The organism is Lentzea waywayandensis (genome assembly GCF_900115955.1).
In the GTDB taxonomy this organism is placed as follows: Bacteria; Actinomycetota; Actinomycetes; order Mycobacteriales; family Pseudonocardiaceae; genus Lentzea; species Lentzea waywayandensis.
On record NZ_FOYL01000001.1, the window covers coordinates 14,216 to 39,683 of the forward strand.

The window sequence follows — 25,468 nt, forward strand, 5'->3', positions numbered from 1 at the left end:
AAATCCCAAGTTTGGGTGAGTGAACTGGACCACTTGTTGAGCTGGACTCACGATTCCCGCCATGAACGTCCTGCTGGCATTCGCACTCACCGCGAGTCTCACGTCGCCGGTGCATCTGCCCCCGACCGCACCGTGCCCGGCGAACGTCCCCGCCGGCACCACCTGCTACGAGGGCCGGGACCCCAACGGCGCGTACTACACGATCGCCGTGCCGAAGAAGTGGAACAAGACGCTGGTCGTGCACTCGCACGGCGGCCCTGACCTGGGCGACCCCACGCCGGAGCGCACGCGTGACGACCTGAACCGCTGGTCGGTCATGGTCAAGGAGGGCTACGCGTGGGCGGGCACCTCGTACCGGCGCGGCGGCTACGGCACGCGGATGGCAGCTGAGGACACCGACAACCTGCGCAAGATGGTCAGCGCGATGCTCAAGCCGCACAAGGTGTACATCCACGGGCAGTCGTGGGGCGGCAACGTCGCGGCCAAGACCATCGAGCTGTACAAGGGTTTTGACGCGGCGCTGCTCACGAGTGGCGTGATGGCTGGCGGTTCGCGCGGGTACGACTACCGCGTCGATCTGCGCGTGGTCTACCAGTACTACTGCGGCAACCACCCGCGGCCGTCCGAGGCGCAGTACCCGCTGTGGCAGGGCCTGCGGCCCGGTTCCACGATGACGACCGCCGGGTTGCGCGGCCGGATCGAGGAATGCCTTGGCGTGGCCGGTAGCCGCACGCCCGAGCAGCAGCAGAAGCTCAACGACATCCTCACGGTCACGAAGATCCCCGAGGAGACGCTGAACTCGCACCTGAACTTCGCGACGTTCACGTTCCGCGACATCGTGCACCTCCGCCTGGGCGACAGGAACCCGTTCAGCAACACCGGTGTGGTGTACAAGGGTTCGCACGACGACAAGGCGCTGAACGCGGGCGTCGAACGCTTCGCCGCCGACCCCGCCGCCCGTGCCGAGCTCGCCTACGACAGCGACCTCACCGGCAAGATCGACATTCCGGTGCTGTCGGTGCACGCGATCGGCGACCCGACCGCGTTCGTGGAGCACGAGTCGGCCTACAGGGACGTCGTGACGAAGGCCGGGCGCTGGTACAACCTCGTGCAGACCTTCACGACCGAGGCCACGCACAGCGCGTTCAGCGACTCCGAGTACGCCGCGGCCATGCAGTCGCTGGAGGCCTGGGAGAAGTGGGGCATCCGCTCCAACGCCTTCCTGATCGCGGCGGCCTGCCCCAGCCACGACAGGAAGTACGGCACGGGTTGCTTCTACAACCCCTGGTACAAGCCGAAGTCCTACGAGTCTCGGGTCGCACCCCGCGAGTGACCCGGTGAAGAAGGCCCGGCCGTGCACACCGCCTCCATCACGCTGTGCGCGGCCGGGCCTCGGTTTCACCCTTGACCTCTACATTGGTCGAGGTACGACGATCTTCACCATGACCGACATCGCGGAAATCGAAGACCTCGTCGCCACAGTCCAGCACTCGCAGCAGAACGAGCTAGCCGAGGAGTTCATCGGCCTGTTCCGCGCCGACGCGATCTGGACGACCGCGCACGGCAAACGCCTCACCGGCCGCGACGAGATCGCCGCCTTCACCCGTCAGGTCCTGCCCGGCGCGACGAAGGAGTCGACCGCCACGTACGAGGTGGCGCACGTCCTTTTCATCCGCCCGGACGTGGCGGCCGTCAAGATCCGCCAGCGTCCGGTGAAGCCCGACGGCACCGTGATCCCCGACCAGAACGAGGGCTCACCGCTCTACGTCCTGTCCAAAGAGGACGGATTGTGGAAGATCGCCGCCGGGCAGAACACCATCGTGCTCTAACGGCCCTGCAACGACTTCACCTTGTCGCCGAAGGTCCAGTTCTTCGACCCGTCCCAGTTGATCGACCAGGTCATGAGGCCCTTGAGCTGGCCGCCGAAGCTGTTCCACGCCTGCCCCACCAGCGTGGGGTTCAGGTAACCGCCGCCGGCACCGGGCTGCGCGGGCAGGCCGGGAACCTGCTTGTCGTAGGGCACCTTGATCGTGGTGCCCTGCACGACCAGCCCCTTGTTCAGGCACTGCGTCTGCGCCACGAACCCCTGCACGGTCCCGGCCGAGTAGCTGTCGCCGGCGCAGCCGTACATGGAACCGTTGTAGTACTGCATGTTCAGCCACCACAGGCGGCCGTTGTCCGCGTACTTCTTGACGATCGGCAGGTACGCACCCCAGATCGAGCCGTACGCGACACTGCCACCCGTCACGTACGCGGTCTCCGGCGCCATGGTGAGCCCGAACCCGGCCGGCATCGCCGCCAGCACGCCGTCGATGATGCGGATCAGGTTGGCCTGCGAGGCCGACAGCGAGTTGATGTTGCCGCTACCGACCAGCCCGGTCTCGATGTCGATGTCGATCCCGTCGAAGTTGTACTTCTTGAGGATCGGCACCACCGTCGCGACGAACCGGTTGGCCACGGCGGCCGAGCTCAGGTCGATACCCGCCGCCGCGCCACCGATCGACAACAGGATCGTGGCCCCGGCCGCCTTCGCCGCGCACATCTCGGCAGGCGTGGCGACCTTCACCCCGACGTCCATGCCGTCCTCCCACAGCACGGTGCCGTCGGAGCGGATCACGGGGAACGCCGCGTTGATCACGTTGTAGCCGTGCTGCTTGATGCGGCTGTCGGTGATCGGCGTCCAGCCGAACGGCGGGTGAACCCCGTTCGAGGCGCCGTCCCAGTTCTCCCAGTACCCGTGCAGGACCTTGCCTGCCGGGCGGGGCTTGAGCGCGCAGGTGTCGGCCGCCTGGGCAGCGGACGGGATGAGCACGGTGCTCATGAGCAGAAGCAGGGCGGTCAGTGCCCTCAGCAACAAGCGGGCAGACATTCGCTCACCTTTCGCTTACAGGCGGCGACCCACTGTCATTGAAGCACGAAATGGTCCAGACCTCTACCGGGAGCCCCTGAGCGCCCGGCACCGGACCAAGACCGCCGTTCAAGACATCAAGGTTCGGCCGCTTGGCTAGGCACCCGAGCACCCGAGCACCCGAGGCCGAAGGCCCGGTGAGTCGCCCGCCGGTCTTCTTCCATCAGCTGTTCTGGACCGCGCTCGGGTTCGCCGTCATGCTGGCCGATCCCCTGGCCCTGGCAGCCGCCTTGAGCGGGCACGTCCCTGACGACGACAAGCCTGCCGTCGTCGTGACCGGCCTCGGCCTGACCGCTGTCACTGTGGTCGCCATCGTCGGCACCGCCTGGGAGCAGCGCGTGTGGCGTGTTCTGGACACGGCCGACGTGCGCGTCCTGGGTCAGGTCAGGTCACGTCCGCCAAGCGCGTGTGGTGCGGCGAGGACCGCTGCACCAGGGTCCAGATACTGGTCGCCGCGCCGGGCCCACCGCCGTTCGCCACGAGCCACCTCGTCCACGGCGAGAAGATCGTCGAGGTCGGAACGAGCATCCCGGTCGACGTGCACCCGACGCGCGACCTCTTCCGCCTGGTAGACGACCCGACCTCGGGTGAGATGCTCCGATAGCTCTCACGCCACCTTGATGACGACCTTGCCCGAAGCGTGACCGTTCTCGACGGCGGCGAGGGCAGCCGGTGCGTCGGAGAGCGAGTGGACCGCGGTGATCACGGGTGCGAGGACTCCGTCGACGGCCAGCCGGGCTGACCGTTCCAGGTTCTCACGGTCGAGGCGACGTTCGACGAAACGTCCACCGAGATCGGCCACCGACGCATCCCCCACGGCGATGACGGCGCGGGGATCCCTGGCCAGCGGCGCGACCGTCCGCAGCGAGGCGGCCCCGACCAGGTCGACGATCCCGTCGAAGCCGTCCGGAACCAGCTCGCGCGCCGCGGCGACCACGTCCTCGGTGGCGTAGTCGATGAACCGCACCCCGATGGCTTCGGCGTGCTCGCGCTTGGCGGTGCTCCCGGTGCCGATCACCCGCAGCTCGCGTTCGACGGCCAGCCGGGCGACGGCGAGACCGACCCCGCCGCCGACTCCGTTGACCAGCACCGTGGCACCGGCCGGGAGGCCGAGCTGGTCGAGCACGTCCACCGCAGTTGTCCCGGCCACCGGCAGCGTTGCCGCCACGATCGCGGACAGGCCCGCCGGGACGCGCGCGGTGTTCGCTGCGGACAGCACCGTCGTCTCGGCGTAGGTGCCGCCACCGGTGAGTGCGAAACCGAAGACCGCGTCCCCCACCTCGAGCCCGTCGACGTCCTCGCCCAGGGCGAGGACGGTTCCCGCTGCCTCCATGCCCAGCACGCGAGGAAACGGACGCCCGCCGTCGAGCCCAGGGACCAGACCCGAGCGCACGAGGTGGTCGAGGGGGTTCACGCCGGCGACCTCGACCCGGATCAGCACCTCGCCACGACCGGGGACGGGATCGGGGCGATCGAAGAACTCCTGCACCTCGGGCCCGCCATTCCTGCCGAAACCCAATGCCTGTCCCATTTTCTGCCGCCTCCAGGGTGACCGGCCCGGTGGTTCCGGGCCCTGTCACCACCCTCACCCCTGACATCGATGTAAAGGGCAAGCGGCTGAGGCGCAGGTCACAGCGTCAGGCCGGCTGCGCCACCGGTTCCGGCATCGCGGACAGCTCCGCCCGGTGGCGGCTGTTGATCTTCAACAGAACGTCGAGTGCGTCCCGTTCCTCGATCAGGTGCGCGATGTCGGCGTCGATCCGGTCGCGCTCGCGCATCATCGCCGCGTACGTCTCCTCGGCGACGCCCAGGTCGCCGGGGAGGTCCACGCACGGCAGCACAGTCGCGATCACCCGACTGGGCAGACCCGCGTCGAACAGCTGCCGGATGAGCGACACGCGGTCGACCTCGGCATCGGAGTAGTGCCGCTGCCCCGTGTCGGAGCGTGAGCTGGTCAGCAGCCCCTGCTCTTCGTAGTACCGCAGTGAGCGCGGACTCACGCCCGTGCGCTTGGACAGCTCGCCGATCCGCATTTCTCCGAACCTACTCCGCCACGGCCGGCAGGATTGTGGCCCTGGCCCTGCGGCTGCGCACACCCGACATGAAGCGGGAACACGAGCTGGCGTTCAACTTGTGTTGTGCCCCAACGGCTACCGCTGATGACTAACTGATCCGAGTGGCCGGTGCCCGACGCGCATCACGGCGGCACATCCGAAGGAAGCGTGAACGGTGCAGCACAGGGTCTGATCAGGCGGGGTCCGATCAGGCCGACAGAACGATCTCGCGGATCATCTGGTCGCGGATCCTGCGAACGGTCCCCAGATCAGGTGGGAACGCCTGCGATCAGATCGAAAGCCGCCGACACGTGCAGGATCGCAGCGGAGTTCACCGCACGCGAAGCGAGCCGCGACGCGAGGCGAGCCGCGACGCGAGGCGAGCCGCGAGCCGCGACGCGAGCCGCGACGCGACGCGACGCGACGTTCTCAGGCAGTGGCGGCGCTCCTGCCTGCGACTCCAGGGACGCGTCACCTCAGAACTCACGCCGCCACCTCGGCCGCGCCGCCTCACGGCCCGCCCCCGGTTTGCCGGAAGCGGGCGGTCCACCACCTCCGCGACGACGAGCCGGAGCCCGGCGACAAGACGTTCACGGGGGCGCTGAACTGGGCGGCGGACCGCTCAGGCCGCCTTCAGCGACCAGAGCGTCTCCTCGGAGACTTTCCACAGCTGGGCCGCTGCCTCCGGGTCCTGCGCGTACGGTGCGACGCCACGCAGGTGGCTGCCACCCGAGACCGGGGCGGCCTCGTTGCAGTCCTCGAAGTACCTGCCCGAGATGCCATCCAGCAGCGGCGTGGTGGCTACGACCAACGTGGTCGCGGCGCCTTGTTCCGGGGTCTTCAGGCGGCGGGTGGCCGCGGCGCCGCTTTGGCGGATGCGCTCCTGCAGTTCCTCAGGCGTGAGGTGGCGCTGGAGGTTCGTGGCGATGCTGCCGGGCATGAGGGCGTTCATCGTGATGCCCTCGCCGGACCAGCGGGCGCCTGCCTCCACGCCGAACAGGATGTTCGCCGTCTTGGACTGGCCGTAGGCCTGCCAGCGTTCGTACTCGCGGTGCGCGTAGTGGATGTCGTCGAAGACGACGTCGCTCATCAGGTGCGCGGACGAGCTGACGTTCACCACTCGGGCGCCTTCGGCGCGCAATGAGTTGAACAGGCCCAGGGTGAGCGTGAAGTGGCCGAAGTGGTTCGTGGCGAACTGGAGCTCCCAGCCCTCCGGCGTGCGGGTGAACGGGGTGGCCATGACGCCCGCGTTGTTGATCAGCAGGTGCAGCGGGCCGTCCCAGTTGCGGGCGAACGCCTTCACCGACTCCTGGGAGGCCAGGTCGAGGCGGGCCACGGAGATCCGCTTGTTGCCGGTCGACCTGGAGAGCGACGTCGCCACGCGCTGGCCGGCGTCGATGTCGCGGGCGGCGATGGTGACCTCGGCGCCGGCGGTCGCCAAGGCGCGCACCGTTTCCACGCCGATGCCCGAGGCACCGCCGGTGACGATGGCGCGGCGGCCGGCGAGGTCCGCGGTGTTCGCGACCTCCTGGGCCGTCGTGTCGAACCCGAATCCTGTGGTGATCATGCCTGCACCTTCAGCGTTTCCTCGGAGGCCTTCCACAGCTGGGCAGCGGCCTCGGGGTCGACCGCGTAGGCGGCGACACCGTTGGTCATGCCCTCGGTGTTGGGGAGTGCCTCGTTGCAGTCTTCGAAGTAGAGGCCCGAACGGCCCTCCACCAAGGGGGACACGGCGAGTACCAGCGTGGTGGCCGCGCCCTGCTCCGGCGTCTTGAGCCGCAACGGGTTGTCGCCGCCGCGCAGCTTGATGCGCGCCTGGAGTTCTTCCTGCGAGATGTGGCGCTGCAGCGCCGTCAGGATTCCGCCCGGCATCAGGGCGTTCATCGTGATGCCCTCGGAAGCCCAGCGCCTGCCCGCCTCGACGCCGAACAGCACGTTCGCGGTCTTGGACTGGCCGTACGCCTGCCAGCGGTCGTACTCGCGGCGCTCGAAGTGGATGTCCTCGAACACCACCGGGCTCGACAGGTGGCCGGACGAGCTGACGTTGACCACGCGGGCGCCCTCGGCGCGCAGCGCGTCGAACAGGCCCAGCGTCAGCGTGAAGTGGCCGAAGTGGTTCGTGGCGAACTGGAGCTCCCAGCCCTCCGGCGTGCGGGTCAGCGGCGAGGCCATGACGCCCGCGTTGTTGATCAGCAGGTGCAGCGGGCCGTCCCACGCCGCGGCGAAGGCCTTGACCGACTCCTGCGAGGTCAGCTCCAGCGGAGCGACCAGAACGGCCTTGTTGCCGGTGGAAGCGGACACCTCGGCGGCGACCTTCTGGCCGGCCTCGACGTCGCGCGCCGCGATGGTGACCTCGGCGCCCGCGGCGGCCAGCGCCCGCACGGTCTCGACGCCGATGCCCGACGCCCCACCGGTGACCACGGCGCGACGGCCCGAGAGGTCGACGCCCTCGACGACCTCGAGAGCGGTGCTCCCGAACCCGAACGGGGTGGTGATGCGCTCACTCATCTGATTTCCCCAACCTCTGTCGTACACTGAAACGGAGGTTCCTCCGGTTCGGGTTCCACCGTAAACGGAGAGTCCTCCGTTTAGCAAGTGACGTACCCCATAGGAGTGATGAAGTGCGTGCAGACGCGGTCCGGAACCGAGGGCTGCTGATCGAGGTGGCGCTGGACGCGTTCACCCACGAGAAGGACGCGACGCTCGGCGCCATCGCGAAGAAGGCGGGCGTCGGGATCGGCACGCTGTACCGCCACTTCCCCACCCGCGAGGCGTTGATCGAGGCGGTCTACCGCACCGAGCTGGAGAAGCTCTGCGACGCCGCGCCCGAGCTGCTCAAGACCCACGAACCCGAAGCCGCACTTCGGGAGTGGATGGACCGCTTCATCGCGTACGCCGCGACGAAACGCGACCTCAAGGACGCGCTGCAGGCCGTGATCGCCCTGGGCCTCAACCCGTTCGAGCACAGCCGCGCGAAGATGACCGAGGCCGTGTCCAGCCTGCTCGCCCCTCTCAACGCGAAGACCGAGCCGATGGACCTGATGGCGCTGCTGATCGGCGTCGCGCAGAACGGCGACCCGGCTCAGGCGAAGCGGATGCTGGACCTGATCATGAACGGGGTTCTCCACGACGCTGCTGCTCGAACCGCTCCACCAGCATCGGCGCCTCGTTGATCAGGAACGTGTAGAAGTCCCGCATGTACTCCAGCCGGTCGTGCGCGCGACCGGGCCCGACCGCGCCGACGCCCTTCTCCACCGCGTCCAGCACGTCGGTGACCACCGAGTGCTGCCGCGAGTACAGCGTCGTCCAGGCGTTGTCACGCATCCGGAAGTGCTCACGCCGGCTGCCCGCGACGTAGATCCGCTCGATCAGGCCCATCTGGGCGACCATCTTGATCGCACCGGACACCGATCCCGCGCTCACGCCCAGCTCCTGAGCCAGGTCTCCCGCGGTCAGCGACTCCTCCTCCGAGAACAGGAACGCCGCGATCGCCCGCGCGCCCATCCGCTGCATCCCGGCACCGACCAGCGTGAGCGCCAACTGCTCTGCGGCCTCCCTGCGCTCTGTCTCGCCCGTCACAGTCACCCTGTCTTCAGAAATTTCTGAACATTCGCTAGCCTCAATCCTAGGGGAAGGGGCTGGTCATGGCCACAGCACTCGTAGTCGGGGCCGGCATCTCCGGCCTCGCCACCGCACTCAGGCTCGCCCGCAGCACGTGGGACGTGGTCGTGCTCGACCACGGCACCCACCACGAACCGGTGGTGATCACCGGCCCGGACCGCCACGCCGCGAAACGACTCGCCGCGCTACCCCATCCGCTGCACTACGAGACCCGCCACAGCAAGGTCACCGCGCTGCACCCGGACAGGTTCGGCGTCACGGTCGCGTTCAACGACCACGACGACGAGTGGTTCGACATCGTCGTGTGCGCCCAGCCTTGCTGCGAGGCGGAGCGATTACCCGGTCTGTGCCTCGAAACCTGGTCCCGCGACCACGTGGCCCTGCTCTACCGCGCCGTCCGCGACACCGGCCTCCCGCTCAGCGCCGCCGAGCTGCTCGCCGACGCGTTCGACATCCACCACGACGACATCACCGCTTTCGCTTGGTGGGAAACCACTCTGAAGCCGCACGCCGTTAGGCGGACCTTTACCCGCGTTCGGTAAGCCTGCGGGTCATGACCACGTTACGGAGACGTACCTTCATCGTGGGCGGCCTCGCGGGAGCGAGCGCCGGGGTTCTACTTCCCGCACTGGCCAACGCCATCGGCTACCCGTTCACCCTGGGCGTCGCGTCCGGCGAACCGGCGGCCGACGGGTTCGTGATCTGGACCCGCCTCGCCCCCAACCCGCTCAACGCCGACGGACTCGGCGGCATGCCGAACACCAACACCGCCGTCGAATGGCAGGTCGCCACCGACGAGCGCTTCACCGCCATCGTCCGCACCGGCACGTTCACCACCACCCAGGCAAGCGCTCACGCCGTGCACGTCACCCTCACCGGCCTGGAGCCGGGACGTGAGTACTGGTACCGCTTCCGCACCAGCGGTCACATCTCCCCCACCGGCCGCGCCCTCACCGCACCGGCCGTCGGCACCTCGCCCGCGCTGACCATGCTCTTCGCCTCGTGCTCGCACTACGAGGAGGGCTACTTCACGGGCTACCGCCGGATGGCCGAGGAGCACCCCGACCTGATCCTGCACCTCGGCGACTACATCTACGAAGGCGCCGCGACCACCACGAAGGTCCGCCAGTTCGCCCCCGCCACCGAGATCAGCACGCTCGCGAACTACCGGGTCCGCCACGCCCAGTACAAGACCGACCCGGACCTTCAGGCCGCGCACGCCACCGCGCCGTGGCTGGTCGTCTGGGACGACCACGAGGTCGAGAACAACTACGCGAACCTGATCCGCAACGACTCGAGCCCGGCCGGTGACTTCACGGCTCGCCGCGCGGCCGCGTACAACGCGTACTACGAACACATGCCGCTGCGATCCGCCCAGGCACCGACAGCGCAGAACATGTTGCTGCACCGCAGGGTCCGCTGGGGCAGCCTCGCCACGTTCCACCTGCTCGACACCCGCCAGTACCGCAACGACCAGGCCTGCGGCGACGGCACGAAGGTCTGCCCGGCCGCCGACGACCCGGCCCGCACGCTCACCGGCACCTCGCAGGAGACGTGGCTGATCGACGGCCTCAGGCAGAAGCTCGGCACCTGGGACTTCCTGGGCCAGCAGGTGTTCTTCGCGCAACGGCTCGCCGCGGCGGACGGTTCCAAGAGCATGGACGCGTGGGACGGCTACACCGCCAACCGCACGCGCATCCAGAACGCCTGGGACACCAACGGGAACAAGGGCACGGTCGTGCTCACCGGCGACGTGCACCGCAGCTGGGGCGCGAACCTCATGCAGAACTACGGAACCCAGAACCGGATCATCGGCACCGAGCTCGTCACGACCTCGATCACGTCCGGCGGTGACGGCAACGCGGCCGACAACAGCCTCAACCCGACGCTGAACCCGCACGTGAAGTACTTCAAGAACCTGCGCGGCTACGTGAAGACGCAGACCACGCCGACGGAGATGCGGGTGGACTACCGGGCCGTCGACAAGGTCACCGTGCGCGACTACCCGGTCAAGACCGTCGGCAGCTACGTCGTCGAGGCCACCAACCCCGGATTGCAGGCGCCGTGAAGACACTGCTGATCGCGAGCCTCCTGCTGGCACCCGCACCGATGACGTGGTCCACGGTCAACAGCGACTCGACCGGCGACCAGGACAACGCGTCCGTGAGCGCCACCCGCAACGGCTACACGGCCGTCGTGTGGGAGGACGACAGGGACACCACGACCCCCGCCGACCCGATCCACTCCGACGTCTGGATCCGCCTCTACAAAGAGGGAACGGCGGTCTACGAGAAGAAGCTCTCCACCGGCGGCACCGGCAACTGGCGGCACTGGCAGCCGGACGTCTCGCTGCACGAGAACGGCAGCGCGGTCGTCGTCTGGTCGGAGGACCCGGACGGCAACGGCTACTACAACATCGCCGTCCGCTCGGTCAGCGCGACCGGGACCGTGTCGGGTTCCGGCACGGCCAACGCCAGCGCCGACGGCCAGCAGTACTTCCCCAGCGTGGCAGCGGATCCGGACACCGGCGGCTTCGCGGTCACCTGGGAGGACCAGCAGGGCACCGCCGCGCCCACCGTCCGGGTGAGCGTGTTCGCGTCCCTGAGCTCCAAGACCTACGAGGCCCAGGTCAACAACGCCGGCGGCACCCATGCCAAGCCCCAGGTCGCGATGAGCGCCGCCGGCAACGCGATCATCGCCTGGGAGGCCGACGCGAACGTCGCCCGCAAGATCGTCACCGCGTCCGGTGGCGTGAAGCAGGCGCAGACCACGACGGGTCAGGGGAAACGCCCCGCCGTGGCGGCCAACTTCAACGGCGACTTCGCCATCGCCTGGGAGCAGTCCGGAGTCCGCACGCAGTCGTTCACGGCGGCCGGAACCTCACGGGGTGCCGTCGCCCAGACCACCGGCGCCGACCCGCAGATCGGCATCGACGACCAGCTCGGCGTCGCGGTGACCACGACGGAGGCGCAGGACGTCCACACCAGCGTCTACAACCCCGACGGCACCACCACGGGCCGTCCCGAACGGCAGCTCACGGTCTCGAACGCCACCGGCAGGCAGGACGAACCCGCCGTGGGCGTCGACCCGTGGGGCCGCGTCACCGTCGTCTACACCGACGACAACGACGGCAACGGGTTCGACCAGATCTACCTGGGCACCGGCCTGACCACCCAGCAGTGGTGAGTCAGCGCTGATCGACGGGCCTGCGTCGCTGGTGGACGTCCAGCAGCGACGCGGGCTTCCAGAAGCCGTGCACGTCGTAGGTGTCGACACCGGGCGGCACGATCTCGTCGATCCGGTCCAGGACGTCGTCGGTCAGCACCAGCGAGGCGCCCTCCAGCAACGACTCCAGCTGCTCCATCGTGCGCGGCCCGGTGATCGCCGAGGTCACACCGGGATGCGTCGTCACGAACGCGACCGCCAGCGCGGGCAGCGACACCCCCATCTCGTCGGCGAGCTTCGCGAACTGCTCGACGGCCTCGAACTTCGCCGCGTTGGCGGGCAGCGACTCGTCGAACCGCTCGGGGCTCAGCGTCGCCCGGAACGCCTCGGCCGACGCGCCCCTGCGGTGCCTGCCCGACAGGAATCCGCTGGCCAGCGGGCTCCACACCAGCACACCCATGCCAAGCCGCCGCGCCGTCGGCAGCACCGACCGTTCGACTCCGCGGGCCAGCAGCGAGTACGGCGGCTGCTCGGTCCTGAACCGCAGGTAGCCCCGGTTCATCGACACGTGGTGCGCCTCGACGATCTCCTCCGCCGGGTACGTCGAGCACCCGAACGCCCGGATCTTCCCGTCGCGCACCAGGTCGGTCAGCACCGACAGCGTCTCGTCGATGTCGGTGCGGTAGTCCGGCCGGTGCACCTGGTACAGGTCGATCCAGTCGGTGTCCAGCCGCCGCAGGCTGTCCTCGACGGCGTTCAGGACGTGGCGCCGCGAGTTGCCGCTGCGGTTGCGGCCCTCCCCCAGCGGGAAGTGCACCTTCGTGGCCAGCACGACGTCGTCACGCCGGTCCTTCAAAGCCTTTCCGACGATCTCCTCGGACTCTCCGGCCGAGTACATGTCGGCGGTGTCGACGAAGTTGATGCCCGCGTCGAGGGCGCGGTGGATGATCCGCACGCCCTCTTCGTGGTCGTTGTTGGCCACGGATCCGAACATCATGGCGCCTAGGCAGTGGTGGCTGACCTCGATGCCGGTTCCCCCGAGAACGCGATAGCGCATGTTCATGGCGAGAACGTACGAACTAGAGCCGTCTCTAGGTCAAGAAGCACGTTGTTACTCTCGGGATCATGACCTCCGAGAGCGACCGACAGGCGTTCAAGCCCCTGCCCGGTCGCACGACCCCCAGTTCGACCGCCTGCGAAGCCGTGTTGCGAGACCTGTTGCCCCTGGTGGGAGCCGAATCTCCGGCTGCGGACGAACCTGATGTCATGCCCTCGTGGCGCCATCGGGCCCGGCGTGCCGTCGGCAAGGCGGTGGCGGCCTCCGAGGCGGCACCCGACGAGTGGTTCGAACCGTTGATGCGGGCCACCGTCCTCGAACCGGATCCCGGTTTCAGCCGGGAGCTCGTCAAGCCCGCCATCACGGCGTTCGGCCGTCGCCGCGTCCAGCTCGCCCTTCTCGCCTACCTCGACACGGGCACGGCGGCCGACGTCGCGGGTGCCGCACGCGCCTGGCACGGCACCGAGGTCCAGATCACGTACCTGCCGGGATCCAGGACGCCCACCCCCGAGAGCCTCGCCGAGTGGGAGGAGACCAGCGATCTGCGCGAGCGGTACCAGCACCTGCGCGACCGGGCCGAGGTCCGCTCGGCCGGGTGACCCGGCATTTATGCTCGGACCATGGGGCTGAGCATCGGACAGGTGGCCGAACGGACCGGACTGAGCGTGCACGCGCTGCGGTTCTACGAGAAGGAAGGCATCCTCGCGCACCAGGTCCACAGAGGACCGGGCGGCCGCCGGGTGTACACACAGCAGGACATCGACTGGCTGCGGATGTGCATCATGCTGCGCATGTCCGGGATGCCCGTGCCGGAGATCCGCCGCTACACCGACCTGGTCCGCCAGGGCGACGGGAACGAGCTCCAGCGCCTGGACATCCTGAAGGAGCACCAGGAACGCGTCGCCCAGCAGATGGTGCGGCTCCAGGAGTGCATGGACCTGATCACGCGCAAGGTGGGCATCTACCAGGACTACGTCAATTCGATCGCAGCCAAGGCGGTCGGCCAATAGTCTCGGTCCCATGCCTGTCGTGCTCTCGCTGAACGTCGCCCAGAAGACGGCCCCGGCCGACCACGCCCGCGTCGGTGCCACCGGCATCGACAAGCGCCCGGTGGACGGACCGCTGCGGGTCAGCCCGCCCGGAGCCAAGGGAACGGCGGGCAGCGGCGTCGCGGGTGACTCGATCGCCGACTGGAACGCGCACGGCGGCGACTACCAGGCCGTGTACGGCTACGCGCGCGAGGACCTCGACTGGTGGCAGTCGGAGCTGGGCACCGAGCTCGGCGCCGGCCAGTTCGGCGAGAACCTGACGACGCAGGGCATCGACCACACGAACGCGCTGGTCGGCGAGCACTGGCGGATAGGCACGGCGTTGCTCGAGGTGACCGGCCCGCGCATCCCGTGCCGCACGTTCGCCGAGTTCCTCGGGCAGCGCGGCTGGGTCAAGCGGTTCACCCAGGCCGCCCGGCCCGGCGCCTACTTCCGCGTGCTGGAAGAGGGTCTGGTCGGGCCGGGCGACGAGATCACCGTCGTGCACCGGCCCGGCCACGACGTGACGGTCGAGCTGTTCTTCCGCGCCGTCACCACGGAGGCCGCGTTGCTGCCCCGGCTGCTCGCGGCCGGCGACTCGGTGCCGCCGGAGGTCGTGGAGCTGGTCCACAGGCGTTCCGCGGTCGAGCTCGATTCCTAGTTGGGTGGGAAGTTCCTGACCCAGCGCTTCTGCCACGGCGTCTCGACGGCGCGCTTGTGGTAGTTCGCGCGCGTCCACGCCACGGCCTCGGCGGCCGGGACGCCCGCCAGCACGGCCAGGCACGAGATCACCGTGCCGGTCCGGCCGATGCCGCCGCTGCACGCCACTTCGACCGGTTCGCCGGACAACGCCCGCGCGTGCAGGGAGCGGATCAGCCGGATCGCGGCGTCGTGGTCACGCGGCAGGCGGAAGTCCGGCCAGTCGATCCAGTCGTGCGGCCACGGCACGTCGACCGGGCGGGGTTGCAGGTACACCCCGTAGTGCGGGTGCGGCTCCACGATCTTGCCGTCGCGCAGGCCACGCCCCGTGATCACGGCTCCGTCGGGTAGCTCGATCGTCTTCAACAAACGTCCCCCATGAGTACCGAGTGCTAGGCGAACAACAGTACTACCAATGGCGGAATCCCTTCTGCCGCAACGCCTCCCCAGGCCTGGTTGCGCGGGCGGCTCATCGCCAGCTGGTCGGCCACGGCCAGCACCACGCTGCCTCCGACCATGAACCACGACACGTAGAAGATCAGCGTGCGGCCGACCAGTTCCTGCCCGCTGTGCACCGCGACCAGTCCCGCGATCACCCCGCACGCCAGGAACAGGTTGTAGAACCCGACGCCGAACGCCCACAGCCGGATCGCCGGCACGTCCTGCGCGGGCTGCCCGAACATCGACCGGTGGACGCGGCCGATCAGGAACGCCTCGCAGACCCACACCACGAGGTGGATCAGGGCCGCGACCGCCGCGGCGACCTGGGCGACGACGCTCACCGCGTCACCCCGTGCCGGGCCAGCGCCTCCATGCCGTTCGAGGACAGGTCGAGGAAGAACGCGCCCATCACGTCCCCCACGGCGAACGCCAGGAACTGCACCGACGGCGTGTGCACCGTGAACGTGTGGGACGCGTTGGGCGGAATGGTGATGGCATCGCCGGGCGACAGGTCGTAGAGCTCGCCGTCGAGGAACACCGCCATGCGTCCGTGCAGCACGTAGTACGCCTTCGGCCACGGCGTGCGGTGCGGCGGCGCGGCTTCCCCACGCGGCGCGTCGACCTCGAACAACTCGTAGGTGCCGCCGGTGTGCTTCGCCGATATCCGGATGGTGATCGTCGCGTCGGGCACGGTGACTACCTCGCCCTCGCCTGCGGTGGTCAGCATGCGAGAAGCCTCCGCGCACGGAACGCGCCCCTGTATCCCGGAAAACTGGGATCCCGGACCGGCGACGGCGGGCGCATACTGCCAACCATGTGGGAGGGTCGGGCGCAGGGCGTGCGACGCGACGTCACAGCACTGGCGGGCGCGGGGCTCGACGTCGCGCAACTGCACGCGGCGGCCATCGCCCTCGTGGACCGGGTGGTCCCGTGCGAGCTCTCCTGCTGGGCCTCGATGGACCCGGACTCCGGCGTGTTCAGCACCATGACCAGCGGCGTCAACCGCATCCCGCAGCAGTACGAGCCGGTGCTCGCGACCTGCGAGTACACGCCCGGCGAACCGCACACGTTCGCGTCGCTGGCGCAGCGCGGTGACACCGTGGCGAGGCTGGAGGACAAACGGTCCACGCGACTCAACGAGGTCTGGCGGCCGCTGGGTCTCAGTCATGAGCTGCGGTCGTTGTTCCGGGCCGACGACGTCTGCTGGGGCGGAGCGGGAATGGTGCGCACCGGCGACTTCAGCGAGCGCGAGCTGGAGTTCATGGCCTCGGTGGCACCCGCTCTCGGCGCCGCCACCCGCGTCGCGGCACGCACCTCGTCTCGCGGGACCGGCGCGCCCGCCATCGTCGTGGTCGCCGGGGACGGCACGATCAGGGCCTCGACCGCGTCCACCGCGCAGTGGCGCGACGAACTGGAGGACGTGGCGCCGGGCCGGTTCGCGGTGATGGTGCGCGCCGCGGCGGCGAGAGCGCGGTCCGGGACGTTCAGGGCGAGGGTCCGCGACGCCCGCGGCGGCTGGATCCTGCTCGAAGCGAGCGAACTCGTCAGCGACGACGAGTTCGCGGCGGCCGTGACGATCAGCCGGGCTTCCGGCGCGGACCTGCTGGGGTTGCTGATCAAGGCGCACGGCGTGACCAGCCGCGAAGAGGACGTGTGCCACGAGGTGCTCGCCGGGCAGCCGACGTCGGAGATCGCGGCCCGGCTGGCCATCTCGCCCTACACCGTGCAGGACCACCTCAAGTCGCTGTTCGCCAAGTTCGGCGTGCGCAGCCGCGCGGAGCTGGTCGCGAGACTGTCCTGAGACCAAACACAGGACTCTCGGAGGATCCGCCCGCCAGGTGGTTCTGCCAGCATGGCCGCCATGTACTCCGACCGCGCCCTCGTCATCGGCGCCGGCTTCGCGGGACTGCTGGCGGCGAGGGTGTTGTCCGAGTCGTACGGCGACGTCGTGCTGGTCGAACGGGACAGGATCACCCCCGACACGGGCTATCGCGCGGGCACCCCGCAGGCCAGCCACCCGCACGCGCTGCTGGCGCGCGGGGCCGACGCGCTGGAGACGCTCTTCCCGAGGCTCGGCGCGGAGCTGGAGGACGCGGGCGCGATCCGCGCGGACCTCGGCAGCGACTTCCTGATCCGCGCGCCGTCCGGCTGGGCACCGCGCGACTACCTGGGCCTCAGCGTGCTCTCGACGACGCGGGTGATGCTCGAACGGACCATCCGCCGCCGGGTGCTGAGTCTCACCAACGTGTCCCTTGTGGACGGTGTGACGATCGACGGCCTGCTGCACGACCGGGGCACGGTCACCGGGGTGCACGGCCGGCACGACGACAGGCCGTTCACCGACTACGCCGATCTCGTGGTCGACACCTCCGGCCGCGACGGCAAGCTCGTGTCGTGGCTCGCGGAGCTCGGCGTGCACTGCCCGGCACCGATGATCGTCAACGGCCATCTCAGCCTCACCTCGCGTCTCTACGAGGTGAACCGCGACCTGAAGCTCGACTGGAAGACCGCCTTCGAGGTCACTCGCGCACCCGACGTGAGACGCGGCGGCTCGGTGTCCACGGTGGACGGCAACCAGTGGTTCGTGACGCTGTTCGGCGCGGACGGCGACGCCGCACCGACCGACGACGACGGCTTTCTCGACTACGCCACGACCCTGCGCTGCCACGACATCGCCGAGATCATCAAAACGGCCACCCCTGTGTCGAAGATCTACCAGGCCGGCAACCTGCGCAGCCGGTGGAACCGCTTCCACCAGGTCCCGGACTGGCCACGCGGCCTGCTCGCGCTCGGTGACTCCGTGGTCTCGCTCAACCCCGTGCACGGCCACGGCCTGACGCTCGCCGCCCTGTACTGCCTGGATCTGCGCACACTGTTGCAGGAACACGACCTCGCCAAGGAACCGCTCGTCTTCCAGCGCGCGGTCGCCAGGACCGCCAGGACCCCGTGGAGGTCCGCGACGACCGCCGATCTCGGCTGGAGCACCCGGAAACCGTCGTTGAGCACGCGGCTGCTGCGCTGGTACACCGACCGCGCGTTCGCGGCGCTTCCCGGAAACCGGCAGGTCTACCGCGCGTTCATCCGCGTCTCGCACCTGGTCGACCACCCGGCCACGCTGTTCCGGCCGGCCGTGCTCTTCCGGGTGCTGCGCGGAAAGGCGCTCAGCGGACGGCACCCTCGGGCCACAGAACCGTGACCGGCACACCCCGCGATCGCGCGTAGGCCACCACGTCGGCCGTGCCGCCCGGTCCACGTCCTGGGAGCCCGTCCCACACGGCGAGCAGCGAGTCGGATTCGTCGACCATCCGCTTGCCCGCCTCCATGTAGGCGTGCGGATCCGGCGTGACGTACTCCAGTTGCACGACCTTGGCCGCCCGTGCGAGCAGCGCGTCGTAGACGGACCGGTAGTCCTCGGGCAACGTCTCGCGGTACTTCGAGGCCGGCAGCACGGCGACGAGCGCGCCGCCCACGTCCAGCACGGCCTGCGCGAACACCGCGTCCGCACCGTCCGCGAGGCACGACACCCCGACCACGTCGCCGTGCTCCGCCACCGAGGCGCGGATCATCTCGTCGATCCGCGCCTCCAGTTCGGCGGAGAGTCCGCGATGTCCTGTGATGGCGAGCCGCGTCGTCATTTCAGCAGGATATGCGGCGGCTGACGGTGCTCAGTCGCGACGGTTCCGCTCGGCGATGGCCAGGTAGTGGGTGTTCGTCATGATCCCGAGGATGTTGCCGAACGGGTCGACCACCGACGCCGTCACGAATCCCTCGCCGCGCACCTGAGGTTCGTCGTGGATCTTGGCGCCCAGCTCCTGGAGCCTCGCGAACGTCGCGTCGAGGTCGTCGACCGCCCAGTAGAGGACCTGCCCGGCCGGGCCGTCGGACGGCGAGACCTCGAACCGGCGGTTCACGAGACCGAGTTCGGCCTGGTAGTCGCCGATCCGGAACTCGACGTACGCGAGCATGCCGTCCGGGGTGCTCCGCTCGAAGTAGGCGTCGACCCCGAGGAACCGCGCGTACCAGTCGCGGGCCTCGGTCAGGTCGTCGGCGTAGTAGGACACGGTCGACATTCCTCGCAACACAACTGCCTCCAGTGGAACTTCGTTTCGGTCTGTGTGGCTCCAAGCCTCCGCCGTAAAGTGCTCATCGAGTGAGCACTTTTAGCGGGAATCTGGAGACATGCGCGCAGACCGTCTCGTCGCCACGTTGTTGCTGATGCAGGCTCGCGGCCGGGTGACCGCCGCCGAGCTGGCCGCGGAGCTCGAAGTCTCGAACGCCACCGCCCGGCGCGATCTCGAAGCCCTGTCCGCGGCGGGGGTACCCGTGTACCCCCAACCGGGGAGAGGCGGGGGCTGGTCGCTCGTCGGCGGTGCCCGCACCGACCTGAGCGGCCTGACCTCGGCGGAGGCCCAGGCGTTGTTCCTGGTCGCCGGACCGGCCTCGTCCGTCGCCCCGCAGATCAAGTCGGCGTTGCGGAAGCTGGTCCGCGCGCTGCCGCAGACGTTCCGGGCCGAGGCGGAGGCCGCCGCCGAGTCGACGATCGTCGACACCGCCGGGTGGGGCGAGGACCCCAAGGACAGGCCGGGCCTGGTCGCCACGCTCCAGCAGGCCGTAGTCGCGCAGGTGCGGGTGCGACTGAGCTACCGGAAACGCGGTGAGACACCGAAAGAACGTCTGGTCGACCCGTGGGGACTCGTCGACAAGGACGGCATCTGGTACTTCATCGCGGGCACCGACGACGGCCGGCGCACGTTCCGGCTCGACCGCATCACGGGTGTGACCCCTACCGGCACCCCGTCCTCGCGGCCCGCCGGCTTCGAGCTGGCCGGCGCCTGGGGCGAGGTCGTCACGGCCATGGAGGAGCGGCGTTCGGAGACGTCGGCGTCGGTGCTCGTGCCCACGAGGTTCCTGAAGGTCTTCCAGCACCAGCACGGACGCCACTGCACGGTCGTCGAGGACCGGGGTGAGCTCACGCTGGTCGAACTGACGGCGCCGCGGCCGCTCGACATCGCCCGCAACGTCGCCGGGTGGGGCGGCCTGATCACCGTCGAGTCGCCGGAGGTCGAAGAACATCTGGCCCGCATCGGCGCGGAGCTCGTCAGCCGATACCGGCGTGCTGCTCCAGCCTCGCCAGCCGGGTCATGATCATCTCCAGGATCTTCGCCGCGTCCGGGGCGGCCTTCTGCTGCTTCTTGAGGTGGACGATGCCCGCGAGCGCCGTCTGGACCGCGCGGCGCGCGCCCTTGATCTCGATGCCCAGCTCGCGCAGCTCCTCGCCGCCGGCGCCGTTCGGTTCGGCGACGATGCCGAGCAGCAGGTGCTCGCAGCCCACGTAGTTGTGGCCCAGGGCGATCGACTCGACGACCGCGAGCTCCAGCGCCGCCGCCCCGTCGTCGGCGAACCCGGGTTTCCCGCCCACGTTCGCGGGGGTGGAGGAGGGCAGGCCTCTCGGCTCGATGTCGAGCGCGCGGAGCACGTCCATCGCCAGGTTCTCGCCCTCCGCGGTGATGCCGGCCAGCAGGTGCGAGGTGCCGAGCCTGGTGCCCTGGGAGACCTCGGCGGCGATCTGGACGGCCTTCCACGCGCGGTCGGTGAACTGCGGGGGTTTTTCTCGTTGGAGGTCCCTGATGTCGAGTGCCCGGATCGCGGCGATCCGCTTGACCGACCCTTCGAGCGCCCGCTGGCAGATCGCCGAGACGGGAATGTTCATGTCCTTCACGGAGTCCGCGAGCTCATCGGGCAGGTACACGTTGATTTTTGGCATAACCCCATATGTACCCCCAGATAGGGTTACAGTCAACGACTAACGCGGCAACCGTCACACTTGTGAGTGATCAGAGGGGACGGGAGCACCCGCGTGGAGGACAGCAGCAGGCTCATCGGCAGCCGCTACCAGTTGAAGCAGAAGGTCGGCCAGGGCGCGATGGGAGTCGTCTGGCAGGCCTACGACGAGCAGCTTCACCGTCTGGTCGCGGCCAAGGAGTTGCTCGCGCTGGACGGCCTCGACGACGCCAGGGTGGACCGCGCGAAGGCCAGGGCCATGCGCGAGGCCCGCCTCGCCGCCCGTCTGGAGCACCCGAACGCCATCCGCGTCTACGACGTCGTGGAGGAGGACGGCCGACCGTGGCTGATCATGGAGTACCTCCCCTCCCGCAGCCTCGCCGCCGTGATCACCGAGCAGGGCACGCTGCCGCCCCGTGAGGTGGCCCGCATCGGGTGCTACACCGCCGCCGCACTGGCCGCCGCGCACCGCCACGGCATCCAGCACCGCGACGTGAAGCCCGGCAACGTGCTGATCGGCGACCAGGAAGTCAAGATCACCGACTTCGGCATCTCCCGCGCCACCGACGACGACGGCACTGCCACCGCGACCGGCACCATCGGCACCCCCGCGTTCTTCTCCCCCGAGGTCGCCCGCGGGGAGGACGCCGGTCTCCCCTCCGACGTCTTCTCGCTCGGCGCCACGCTCTACAACGCCGTGGAGGGCGGCCCGCCGTTCGGCACGGCGGACAACAACCTCGTGATGCTGCACCGCGTCGCCGGCGGTTCGATCATGCCGCCCGCCAACGCGGGCCCCCTGCTGTCCCCCGTGCTGTTCCGGCTGCTCGCGAACGACCCCGAGCGCCGCCCGAGCATGCAGGAGGCCGTCCACCTGCTGGCCGCCGTCGTGAACGAGACGCCGCAGGCCTCCCAGGCGACCGTGGTCATCCCCGCGACGGTCAAGCTCCCGGTCGAGGCGCAGCCGGAGGAGAAGGCGAAGCAGGAGGCCGCGGCCGCCGCGGCAGGGTTGATCGCGGGCGCCGCGGCCGTGGAGGCCGCCGGTCTGACCGCCCCGCCCAAGGCAGAGCCCGAACCCGAGCCGGCACCGGAACCGGAAGCGGCCCCCGAGCCCGAGGCGACGCCGGAACCCGAGGCGCCAACACCGGTCGCCGAGGTACCGGCGGAAGCACCCGCTCCCGTGGAGCAGAAGGCCCCGATCGCGACGCCGCCGCCAGTGGTCCGCGAGACCGCCGCGCAGCCGCCCACGCCGGTGCTTCCCGTCAGCACCCCACCCGCACCCCCGGCGGAACCCGACGAGAACCGCCGCAAGTTCCCGCTCGTCCCCATCGCGATCGTCCTTCTCGTGCTGGCCGTGGGCGTCGGCTCGTTCCTGTTGTGGCCCAAGGGCAACGGCAACCAGAACAACGCTCAGCCGCCCAGCAGCAGCCAGACCGGTTCGAGCACCCCGTCGAACCAGCCGACGTCGGGTCAGACCCAGCCGCAGCAGCCGGCGGACAGCCAGACCCCGCCACCGGCGAACTCCCAGACGAACCCTCCGGTCGGCACGCCGAGCCAGGGCCAGCCGGAAACGCCCGCCGGGCCGAAGAACGCCCAGGAGGCGATCACCGCCTACTACGCGCTCATCCCCGGCGACCTGCAGGCCGGGTACGCGTCGCTCACGGACCGGTTCAAGGCCGTACGCACGCCGAGCTTCCAGGCCTACCAGTCGTTCTGGGACGACTACACCGCGGTGCAGCTGTCGAACTTCGTACCGCAGGGCGACAACGTCGTGACCGTGACCCTGCAGTACATGCAGGGCGCGACCGTCTCCACGACCGAAACGCACACATACACGTTCGTGCAGCAGAACGGCAAGTGGATGATCGACAACCAGGCATGATCGGCGCATGACTCGACGCGCGCTCGTCACCGGAGCCTCCCGCGGCATCGGCGCCGCCATCGCACACACCCTCGCGGCGGGCGGCCACCAGGTCGCCGTCCACTACCGCTCCGGCGCGGACGAGGCCAAGGCCGTGGCGGCGAGCCTGCCCGGCGACGGCCACGTGACCGTCCAGGGCGACCTCGGCGCGAACCAGGCCGAGCAGGTCGTCCACGAGACCGTCGAGAAGCTCGGCGGTCTCGACGTGCTGGTCAACAACGCGGGGATCTACTTCCACCACCCCATCGCCGCGACGAGCTTCGAGGAGTGGCAGCAGGCCTGGCGCCGCACGATCGAGCTCAACCTGTACGGCCCCGCCGACCTCGCCTGGCACGCGGTCCGGCACATGTCCGCGGGCGGTCGCATCATCAACGTCGGCTCGCGGGGTGCCTACCGGGGCGAGCCCGACGCCCCCGCGTACGGCGCGGCGAAGGCCGGTCTGCACGCGATGACCCAGTCGCTCGCCCAGTCCCTGGCGCCTCAGGGCATCGCGGTCGCGGGCGTCGCGCCGGGGTTCGTGCGGACCGACATGGTCACCGAGCTCCTCGCGAGTCCGGAGGGCGAGCGGATCCGGGCGCAGAGCCCGTTCGGCCGCGTCGCCGAACCCGAGGAGGTCGCCGCCGCGGTCGCGTGGCTGACCACGGAGAACGCGCTGTGGGCCAGCGGCACGATCATCGACGTGAACGGCGCCTCATACCTCCGATGATTCCCGGAAACCGACCGGAACCAGTTCCGGTACCGAGTTGATCTTCCGGCAACCGGTCTAGACCACTAACGTCGCGGTGGGCGCTCGACGAAGTGGAAGGCCTCCCCTGCAATGCGTTCATTCCGTTCACGCCTCGGCGCCGCCGGCCTCGCGCTGGCCGCCGCCGCGGCGACATTGACAGTCATGGCGCCTGCCGCGCAGGCCGCCTATCCCGCCGGGTTCAAGAGCGTCGGCTACATGCCGTCCTGGGCCGGCAACGTCAGCTCGATCCAGTACAGCAAGCTCACGCACATCAACTACTCGTTCGTGCTGCCGAACTCCAACGGCACGCTCCAGGGCCTGCCGGACCCCGGCAAGTTGCAGCAACTGGTGAGCCTCGGCCACCAGAACAACGTCAAGGTCTCGATCGCGGTCGGCGGCTGGAACGGCGGCAACGACGACAACTTCGAGATCCTGGCGGCCAGCGCGAACGGCCGCACGACGTTCGTCAACGCACTGATCAACCTGGTCAACCAGTACAATCTCGACGGTGTCGACATCGACTGGGAGTACCCGGATCCGGGCGTTGAGGGTGACAACTACACGCTGCTGATGCGTCAGCTCGGCGACCAGTTGCACAGCCGCGGCAAGCTGCTCACGGCCGCGGTCGTGAGCGAGGGCGGCACGGCGAACGGCGTGCAGCCCGCGGTGTTCGGCATCGTCGACTGGCTGAACATCATGGCCTACGACGGTGGCAGCCCGCACGCGAACTACGACTGGTCGATCGCTTCCGTCAACTTCTGGAAGAACCGCGGACTGCCTGCGAGCAAGGCCGTTCTCGGTGTCCCGTTCTACAGCCGGCCGACCTACATCTCCTACCGCGACCTCGTCGCGCAGGACCCGGCCAACGCCAACCGCGACAGCTACAACGGCAACCAGTACAACGGCCTGCCGACGATCCGTCGCAAGACGACGTGGGCGCTGTCGAACGCGGGCGGCATCATGAACTGGGAGCTCTCCCAGGACACGACCGGTGCCACCAGCCTGCTCAACGCCATCTGGGAGACCGCCGGCAACGGCAACCCCCAGCCTCCGACCGGCGGCACCATCACCGGTTTCGGCGGTAAGTGCGTCGACGTGGCCGCGGCGAACTCGGCCAACGGCACCGCGGTGCAGCTCTACACGTGCAACGGCACCAACGCCCAGCAGTGGACTCGCAACGGAAGCACGTTGCGCGCCTTGGGCAAGTGCCTCGACGCGTCGGGTACCGCCAACGGCGCGGTGACCCAGCTGTGGGACTGCACGGGTTCCGGCAACCAGCAGTGGACCGCCGAGGCCAACGGCCAGCTGCGCAACACAGCGTCAGGAAGATGTCTCGACGCCACCGGCAACAGCTCCGCCGACGGCACCAGGCTTCAGCTCTGGGACTGCGCCGGCACCGCCAACCAGCGGTGGACCATCAACGCCTGAGGCTCCTGACTTCAGGAACTTCAGCCCGATGACGCAGGCGATGATCCCGGTGAGGAACACGATCTTCCACGCGGAGAGCGTCTCCTCGCCGGTGATCATCGCCCACGTCACCGTCAGGGCCGCACCGATGCCGACCCACACGGCGTAGGCGGTCCCGACCGGAATTCGTTTCATGCCAATGGAAAGCCCGACCATGCTCAGCGTCGCGGCGACCAGGAACAGCACATAGGCCCCCTGGGACAACGCCGTCGCCCACACGGCTTCGAGCACTGCGCTTCCCAGCAACACGGCCCAGTACATCAGCTCACCACCTTCAGGCCCGCGACGCAGCCGATCAACGCGACCAGCAGCAACGCCCTGGCCACCCCGAGCTTCTCCTCACCGCGCAGTACCGCGACGAGCACCGTGAGCACGGCCCCCACGCCGACCCACACCGCGTACGCCGTGCCGACCGGGATCCCCCGCATCGCCCACGCGAGCCCGACGACGCTCAGCGTCATCGTCACGGCGAACACCACCACCGGCCACGGCCGGCGGAAACCCTTCGACGCCGACAGCGCCGTGGCCCAGACGGCCTCCAGCACTCCCGACGCGATCAGCACCACCCAGTACATTGGTACGACCGTACCAGAAAAGCGCCA

31 protein-coding genes are annotated in these 25,468 nt (G+C 69.3%); 16 read left to right on the top strand and 15 right to left on the bottom strand.

Features of this window, described 5'->3' with window-relative positions; translation table 11 throughout:
• Positions 1–61 precede the first annotated feature (61 nt).
• Positions 62–1,333: an alpha/beta hydrolase family protein gene (locus BM417_RS00085; RefSeq protein WP_093587661.1), complete on the top strand. Its 1,272-nt coding sequence runs from the start codon at positions 62–64 to the stop codon at positions 1,331–1,333.
• A gap of 109 nt (positions 1,334–1,442) precedes the next feature.
• A complete protein-coding gene (locus tag BM417_RS00090; RefSeq protein ID WP_093587662.1) occupies positions 1,443–1,829 on the top strand; it encodes an SgcJ/EcaC family oxidoreductase in 387 nt (128 codons plus the stop codon).
• Here BM417_RS00090 and BM417_RS00095 read toward each other — a convergent pair.
• Positions 1,826–2,869: a chitinase gene (locus BM417_RS00095; RefSeq protein ID WP_093587663.1), complete on the bottom strand. Its 1,044-nt coding sequence runs from the start codon at positions 2,867–2,869 to the stop codon at positions 1,826–1,828. The genes BM417_RS00090 and BM417_RS00095 overlap by 4 nt on opposite strands.
• 379 nt (positions 2,870–3,248) lie before the next feature.
• Between BM417_RS00095 and BM417_RS00100 the strand changes: the two genes are divergently transcribed.
• Positions 3,249–3,512, top strand: coding sequence for a hypothetical protein (locus BM417_RS00100; RefSeq protein WP_143138442.1), 264 nt, complete (start codon positions 3,249–3,251; stop codon positions 3,510–3,512).
• Positions 3,513–3,515: 3 nt separating this feature from the next.
• Here BM417_RS00100 and BM417_RS00105 read toward each other — a convergent pair whose 3' ends face one another.
• From BM417_RS00105 to BM417_RS00120, 4 genes are all read right to left on the bottom strand, one after another.
• Positions 3,516–4,439 (bottom strand): quinone oxidoreductase family protein, encoded by a 924-nt coding sequence (locus BM417_RS00105; RefSeq protein WP_093587665.1) that lies wholly within the window; start codon positions 4,437–4,439, stop codon positions 3,516–3,518.
• Between the two features lie 106 nt (positions 4,440–4,545).
• Positions 4,546–4,941, bottom strand: coding sequence for a MerR family transcriptional regulator (locus BM417_RS00110; RefSeq protein WP_093587666.1), 396 nt, complete (start codon positions 4,939–4,941; stop codon positions 4,546–4,548).
• Between the two features lie 643 nt (positions 4,942–5,584).
• Positions 5,585–6,529: an SDR family NAD(P)-dependent oxidoreductase gene (locus BM417_RS00115; protein ID WP_093587667.1), complete on the bottom strand. Its 945-nt coding sequence runs from the start codon at positions 6,527–6,529 to the stop codon at positions 5,585–5,587.
• Positions 6,526–7,470 carry an SDR family NAD(P)-dependent oxidoreductase gene (locus BM417_RS00120; RefSeq protein ID WP_093587668.1) on the bottom strand — a complete coding sequence of 315 codons (945 nt, stop codon included), beginning with the start codon at positions 7,468–7,470 and terminating at the stop codon, positions 6,526–6,528. Before BM417_RS00120 ends, BM417_RS00115 begins: the two co-directional genes overlap by 4 nt.
• A 113-nt stretch (positions 7,471–7,583) precedes the next feature.
• Here BM417_RS00120 and BM417_RS00125 point away from each other — a divergent pair, with 113 nt between their 5' ends.
• Positions 7,584–8,135: a TetR/AcrR family transcriptional regulator gene (locus BM417_RS00125; RefSeq protein ID WP_093587669.1), complete on the top strand. Its 552-nt coding sequence runs from the start codon at positions 7,584–7,586 to the stop codon at positions 8,133–8,135.
• On the opposite strand, the gene BM417_RS00130 is transcribed toward BM417_RS00125, so the two are convergent.
• Positions 8,071–8,541, bottom strand: a complete 471-nt coding sequence (locus BM417_RS00130; RefSeq protein ID WP_093587670.1) for a GbsR/MarR family transcriptional regulator — start codon at positions 8,539–8,541, stop codon at positions 8,071–8,073. The two genes, BM417_RS00125 and BM417_RS00130, sit on opposite strands and share 65 nt — an antisense overlap.
• 65 nt (positions 8,542–8,606) lie before the next feature.
• On the opposite strand from BM417_RS00130, the gene BM417_RS00135 reads away from it, so the two are divergent.
• Genes BM417_RS00135 through BM417_RS00145 form a run of 3 tightly spaced genes read left to right on the top strand, consistent with a single transcriptional unit; the run spans position 8,607 to position 11,769 of the window.
• Positions 8,607–9,125 (top strand): FAD-dependent oxidoreductase, encoded by a 519-nt coding sequence (locus BM417_RS00135; protein WP_093587671.1) that lies wholly within the window; start codon positions 8,607–8,609, stop codon positions 9,123–9,125.
• An 11-nt stretch (positions 9,126–9,136) separates the two neighbouring features.
• The gene (locus BM417_RS00140; RefSeq protein ID WP_093587672.1) at positions 9,137–10,651 is read left to right on the top strand and encodes an alkaline phosphatase D family protein; all 1,515 of its coding nucleotides are present in this window, start codon (positions 9,137–9,139) and stop codon (positions 10,649–10,651) included.
• Positions 10,648–11,769 carry a hypothetical protein gene (locus tag BM417_RS00145; RefSeq protein WP_245821578.1) on the top strand — a complete coding sequence of 374 codons (1,122 nt, stop codon included), beginning with the start codon at positions 10,648–10,650 and terminating at the stop codon, positions 11,767–11,769. The genes BM417_RS00140 and BM417_RS00145 overlap by 4 nt, the downstream gene beginning before the upstream one ends.
• A gap of 1 nt (position 11,770) precedes the next feature.
• On the opposite strand, the gene BM417_RS00150 is transcribed toward BM417_RS00145, so the two are convergent.
• Positions 11,771–12,805, bottom strand: a complete 1,035-nt coding sequence (locus BM417_RS00150) for an aldo/keto reductase (RefSeq protein WP_093588496.1) — start codon at positions 12,803–12,805, stop codon at positions 11,771–11,773.
• A gap of 68 nt (positions 12,806–12,873) precedes the next feature.
• Between BM417_RS00150 and BM417_RS00155 the strand changes: the two genes are divergently transcribed.
• The 3 genes from BM417_RS00155 to BM417_RS00165 are packed head-to-tail and all read left to right on the top strand — an operon-like array spanning position 12,874 to position 14,494.
• Complete coding sequence (locus BM417_RS00155; RefSeq protein ID WP_143138443.1) at positions 12,874–13,404, top strand: hypothetical protein; 531 nt, start codon at positions 12,874–12,876, stop codon at positions 13,402–13,404.
• A 21-nt stretch (positions 13,405–13,425) separates the two neighbouring features.
• Positions 13,426–13,815, top strand: coding sequence for a MerR family transcriptional regulator (locus tag BM417_RS00160; protein ID WP_093587675.1), 390 nt, complete (start codon positions 13,426–13,428; stop codon positions 13,813–13,815).
• 10 nt (positions 13,816–13,825) lie between these two features.
• Positions 13,826–14,494 (top strand): MOSC domain-containing protein, encoded by a 669-nt coding sequence (locus BM417_RS00165; protein ID WP_093587676.1) that lies wholly within the window; start codon positions 13,826–13,828, stop codon positions 14,492–14,494.
• Here the strand turns inward: BM417_RS00165 and BM417_RS00170 are convergent.
• From BM417_RS00170 to BM417_RS00180, 3 genes are read right to left on the bottom strand one after another with little or no spacing between them, the layout of a single operon-like run.
• Positions 14,491–14,889 carry a protein-tyrosine phosphatase family protein gene (locus tag BM417_RS00170; RefSeq protein WP_456085498.1) on the bottom strand — a complete coding sequence of 133 codons (399 nt, stop codon included), beginning with the start codon at positions 14,887–14,889 and terminating at the stop codon, positions 14,491–14,493. The two genes, BM417_RS00165 and BM417_RS00170, sit on opposite strands and share 4 nt — an antisense overlap.
• A 35-nt stretch (positions 14,890–14,924) precedes the next feature.
• Positions 14,925–15,314, bottom strand: a complete 390-nt coding sequence (locus BM417_RS00175; RefSeq protein ID WP_093587678.1) for a DUF1304 family protein — start codon at positions 15,312–15,314, stop codon at positions 14,925–14,927.
• Positions 15,311–15,700, bottom strand: a complete 390-nt coding sequence (locus tag BM417_RS00180) for a cupin domain-containing protein (protein WP_093587679.1) — start codon at positions 15,698–15,700, stop codon at positions 15,311–15,313. The genes BM417_RS00175 and BM417_RS00180 overlap by 4 nt, the downstream gene beginning before the upstream one ends.
• 87 nt (positions 15,701–15,787) lie before the next feature.
• Here BM417_RS00180 and BM417_RS00185 point away from each other — a divergent pair, with 87 nt between their 5' ends.
• Positions 15,788–16,774, top strand: coding sequence for a helix-turn-helix transcriptional regulator (locus BM417_RS00185; protein ID WP_093587680.1), 987 nt, complete (start codon positions 15,788–15,790; stop codon positions 16,772–16,774).
• 60 nt (positions 16,775–16,834) lie between these two features.
• The gene (locus BM417_RS00190) at positions 16,835–18,169 is read left to right on the top strand and encodes an FAD-dependent oxidoreductase (protein WP_143138444.1); all 1,335 of its coding nucleotides are present in this window, start codon (positions 16,835–16,837) and stop codon (positions 18,167–18,169) included.
• On the opposite strand, the gene BM417_RS00195 is transcribed toward BM417_RS00190, so the two are convergent.
• Together BM417_RS00195 and BM417_RS00200 are read right to left on the bottom strand one after the other, a co-directional pair.
• Positions 18,135–18,608, bottom strand: coding sequence for a hypothetical protein (locus BM417_RS00195; protein WP_093587682.1), 474 nt, complete (start codon positions 18,606–18,608; stop codon positions 18,135–18,137). The two genes, BM417_RS00190 and BM417_RS00195, sit on opposite strands and share 35 nt — an antisense overlap.
• Positions 18,609–18,638: 30 nt before the next feature.
• Complete coding sequence (locus tag BM417_RS00200) at positions 18,639–19,043, bottom strand: VOC family protein (RefSeq protein WP_093587683.1); 405 nt, start codon at positions 19,041–19,043, stop codon at positions 18,639–18,641.
• Positions 19,044–19,152: 109 nt separating this feature from the next.
• Between BM417_RS00200 and BM417_RS00205 the strand changes: the two genes are divergently transcribed.
• Positions 19,153–20,118, top strand: coding sequence for a helix-turn-helix transcriptional regulator (locus BM417_RS00205; RefSeq protein ID WP_093587684.1), 966 nt, complete (start codon positions 19,153–19,155; stop codon positions 20,116–20,118).
• Here the strand turns inward: BM417_RS00205 and BM417_RS00210 are convergent.
• Positions 20,072–20,737: a Clp protease N-terminal domain-containing protein gene (locus BM417_RS00210; RefSeq protein WP_093587685.1), complete on the bottom strand. Its 666-nt coding sequence runs from the start codon at positions 20,735–20,737 to the stop codon at positions 20,072–20,074. The genes BM417_RS00205 and BM417_RS00210 overlap by 47 nt on opposite strands.
• A 93-nt stretch (positions 20,738–20,830) precedes the next feature.
• On the opposite strand from BM417_RS00210, the gene BM417_RS48900 reads away from it, so the two are divergent.
• From BM417_RS48900 to BM417_RS00225, 3 genes are all read left to right on the top strand, one after another.
• A complete protein-coding gene (locus tag BM417_RS48900) occupies positions 20,831–22,633 on the top strand; it encodes a serine/threonine protein kinase (protein WP_093587686.1) in 1,803 nt (600 codons plus the stop codon).
• A gap of 7 nt (positions 22,634–22,640) precedes the next feature.
• Entirely contained in the window at positions 22,641–23,378 is a 738-nt protein-coding gene (locus BM417_RS00220; RefSeq protein ID WP_093587687.1) for an SDR family NAD(P)-dependent oxidoreductase, read from the top strand.
• Positions 23,379–23,489: 111 nt separating this feature from the next.
• Positions 23,490–24,827, top strand: coding sequence for a glycosyl hydrolase family 18 protein (locus tag BM417_RS00225; RefSeq protein ID WP_093587688.1), 1,338 nt, complete (start codon positions 23,490–23,492; stop codon positions 24,825–24,827).
• Here the strand turns inward: BM417_RS00225 and BM417_RS00230 are convergent.
• The gene (locus BM417_RS00230) at positions 24,720–25,127 is read right to left on the bottom strand and encodes a DMT family transporter (protein WP_093587689.1); all 408 of its coding nucleotides are present in this window, start codon (positions 25,125–25,127) and stop codon (positions 24,720–24,722) included. The two genes, BM417_RS00225 and BM417_RS00230, sit on opposite strands and share 108 nt — an antisense overlap.
• A complete protein-coding gene (locus tag BM417_RS00235) occupies positions 25,127–25,441 on the bottom strand; it encodes a DMT family transporter (RefSeq protein WP_093587690.1) in 315 nt (104 codons plus the stop codon). The genes BM417_RS00230 and BM417_RS00235 overlap by 1 nt, the downstream gene beginning before the upstream one ends.
• Positions 25,442–25,468: the final 27 nt, after the last annotated feature.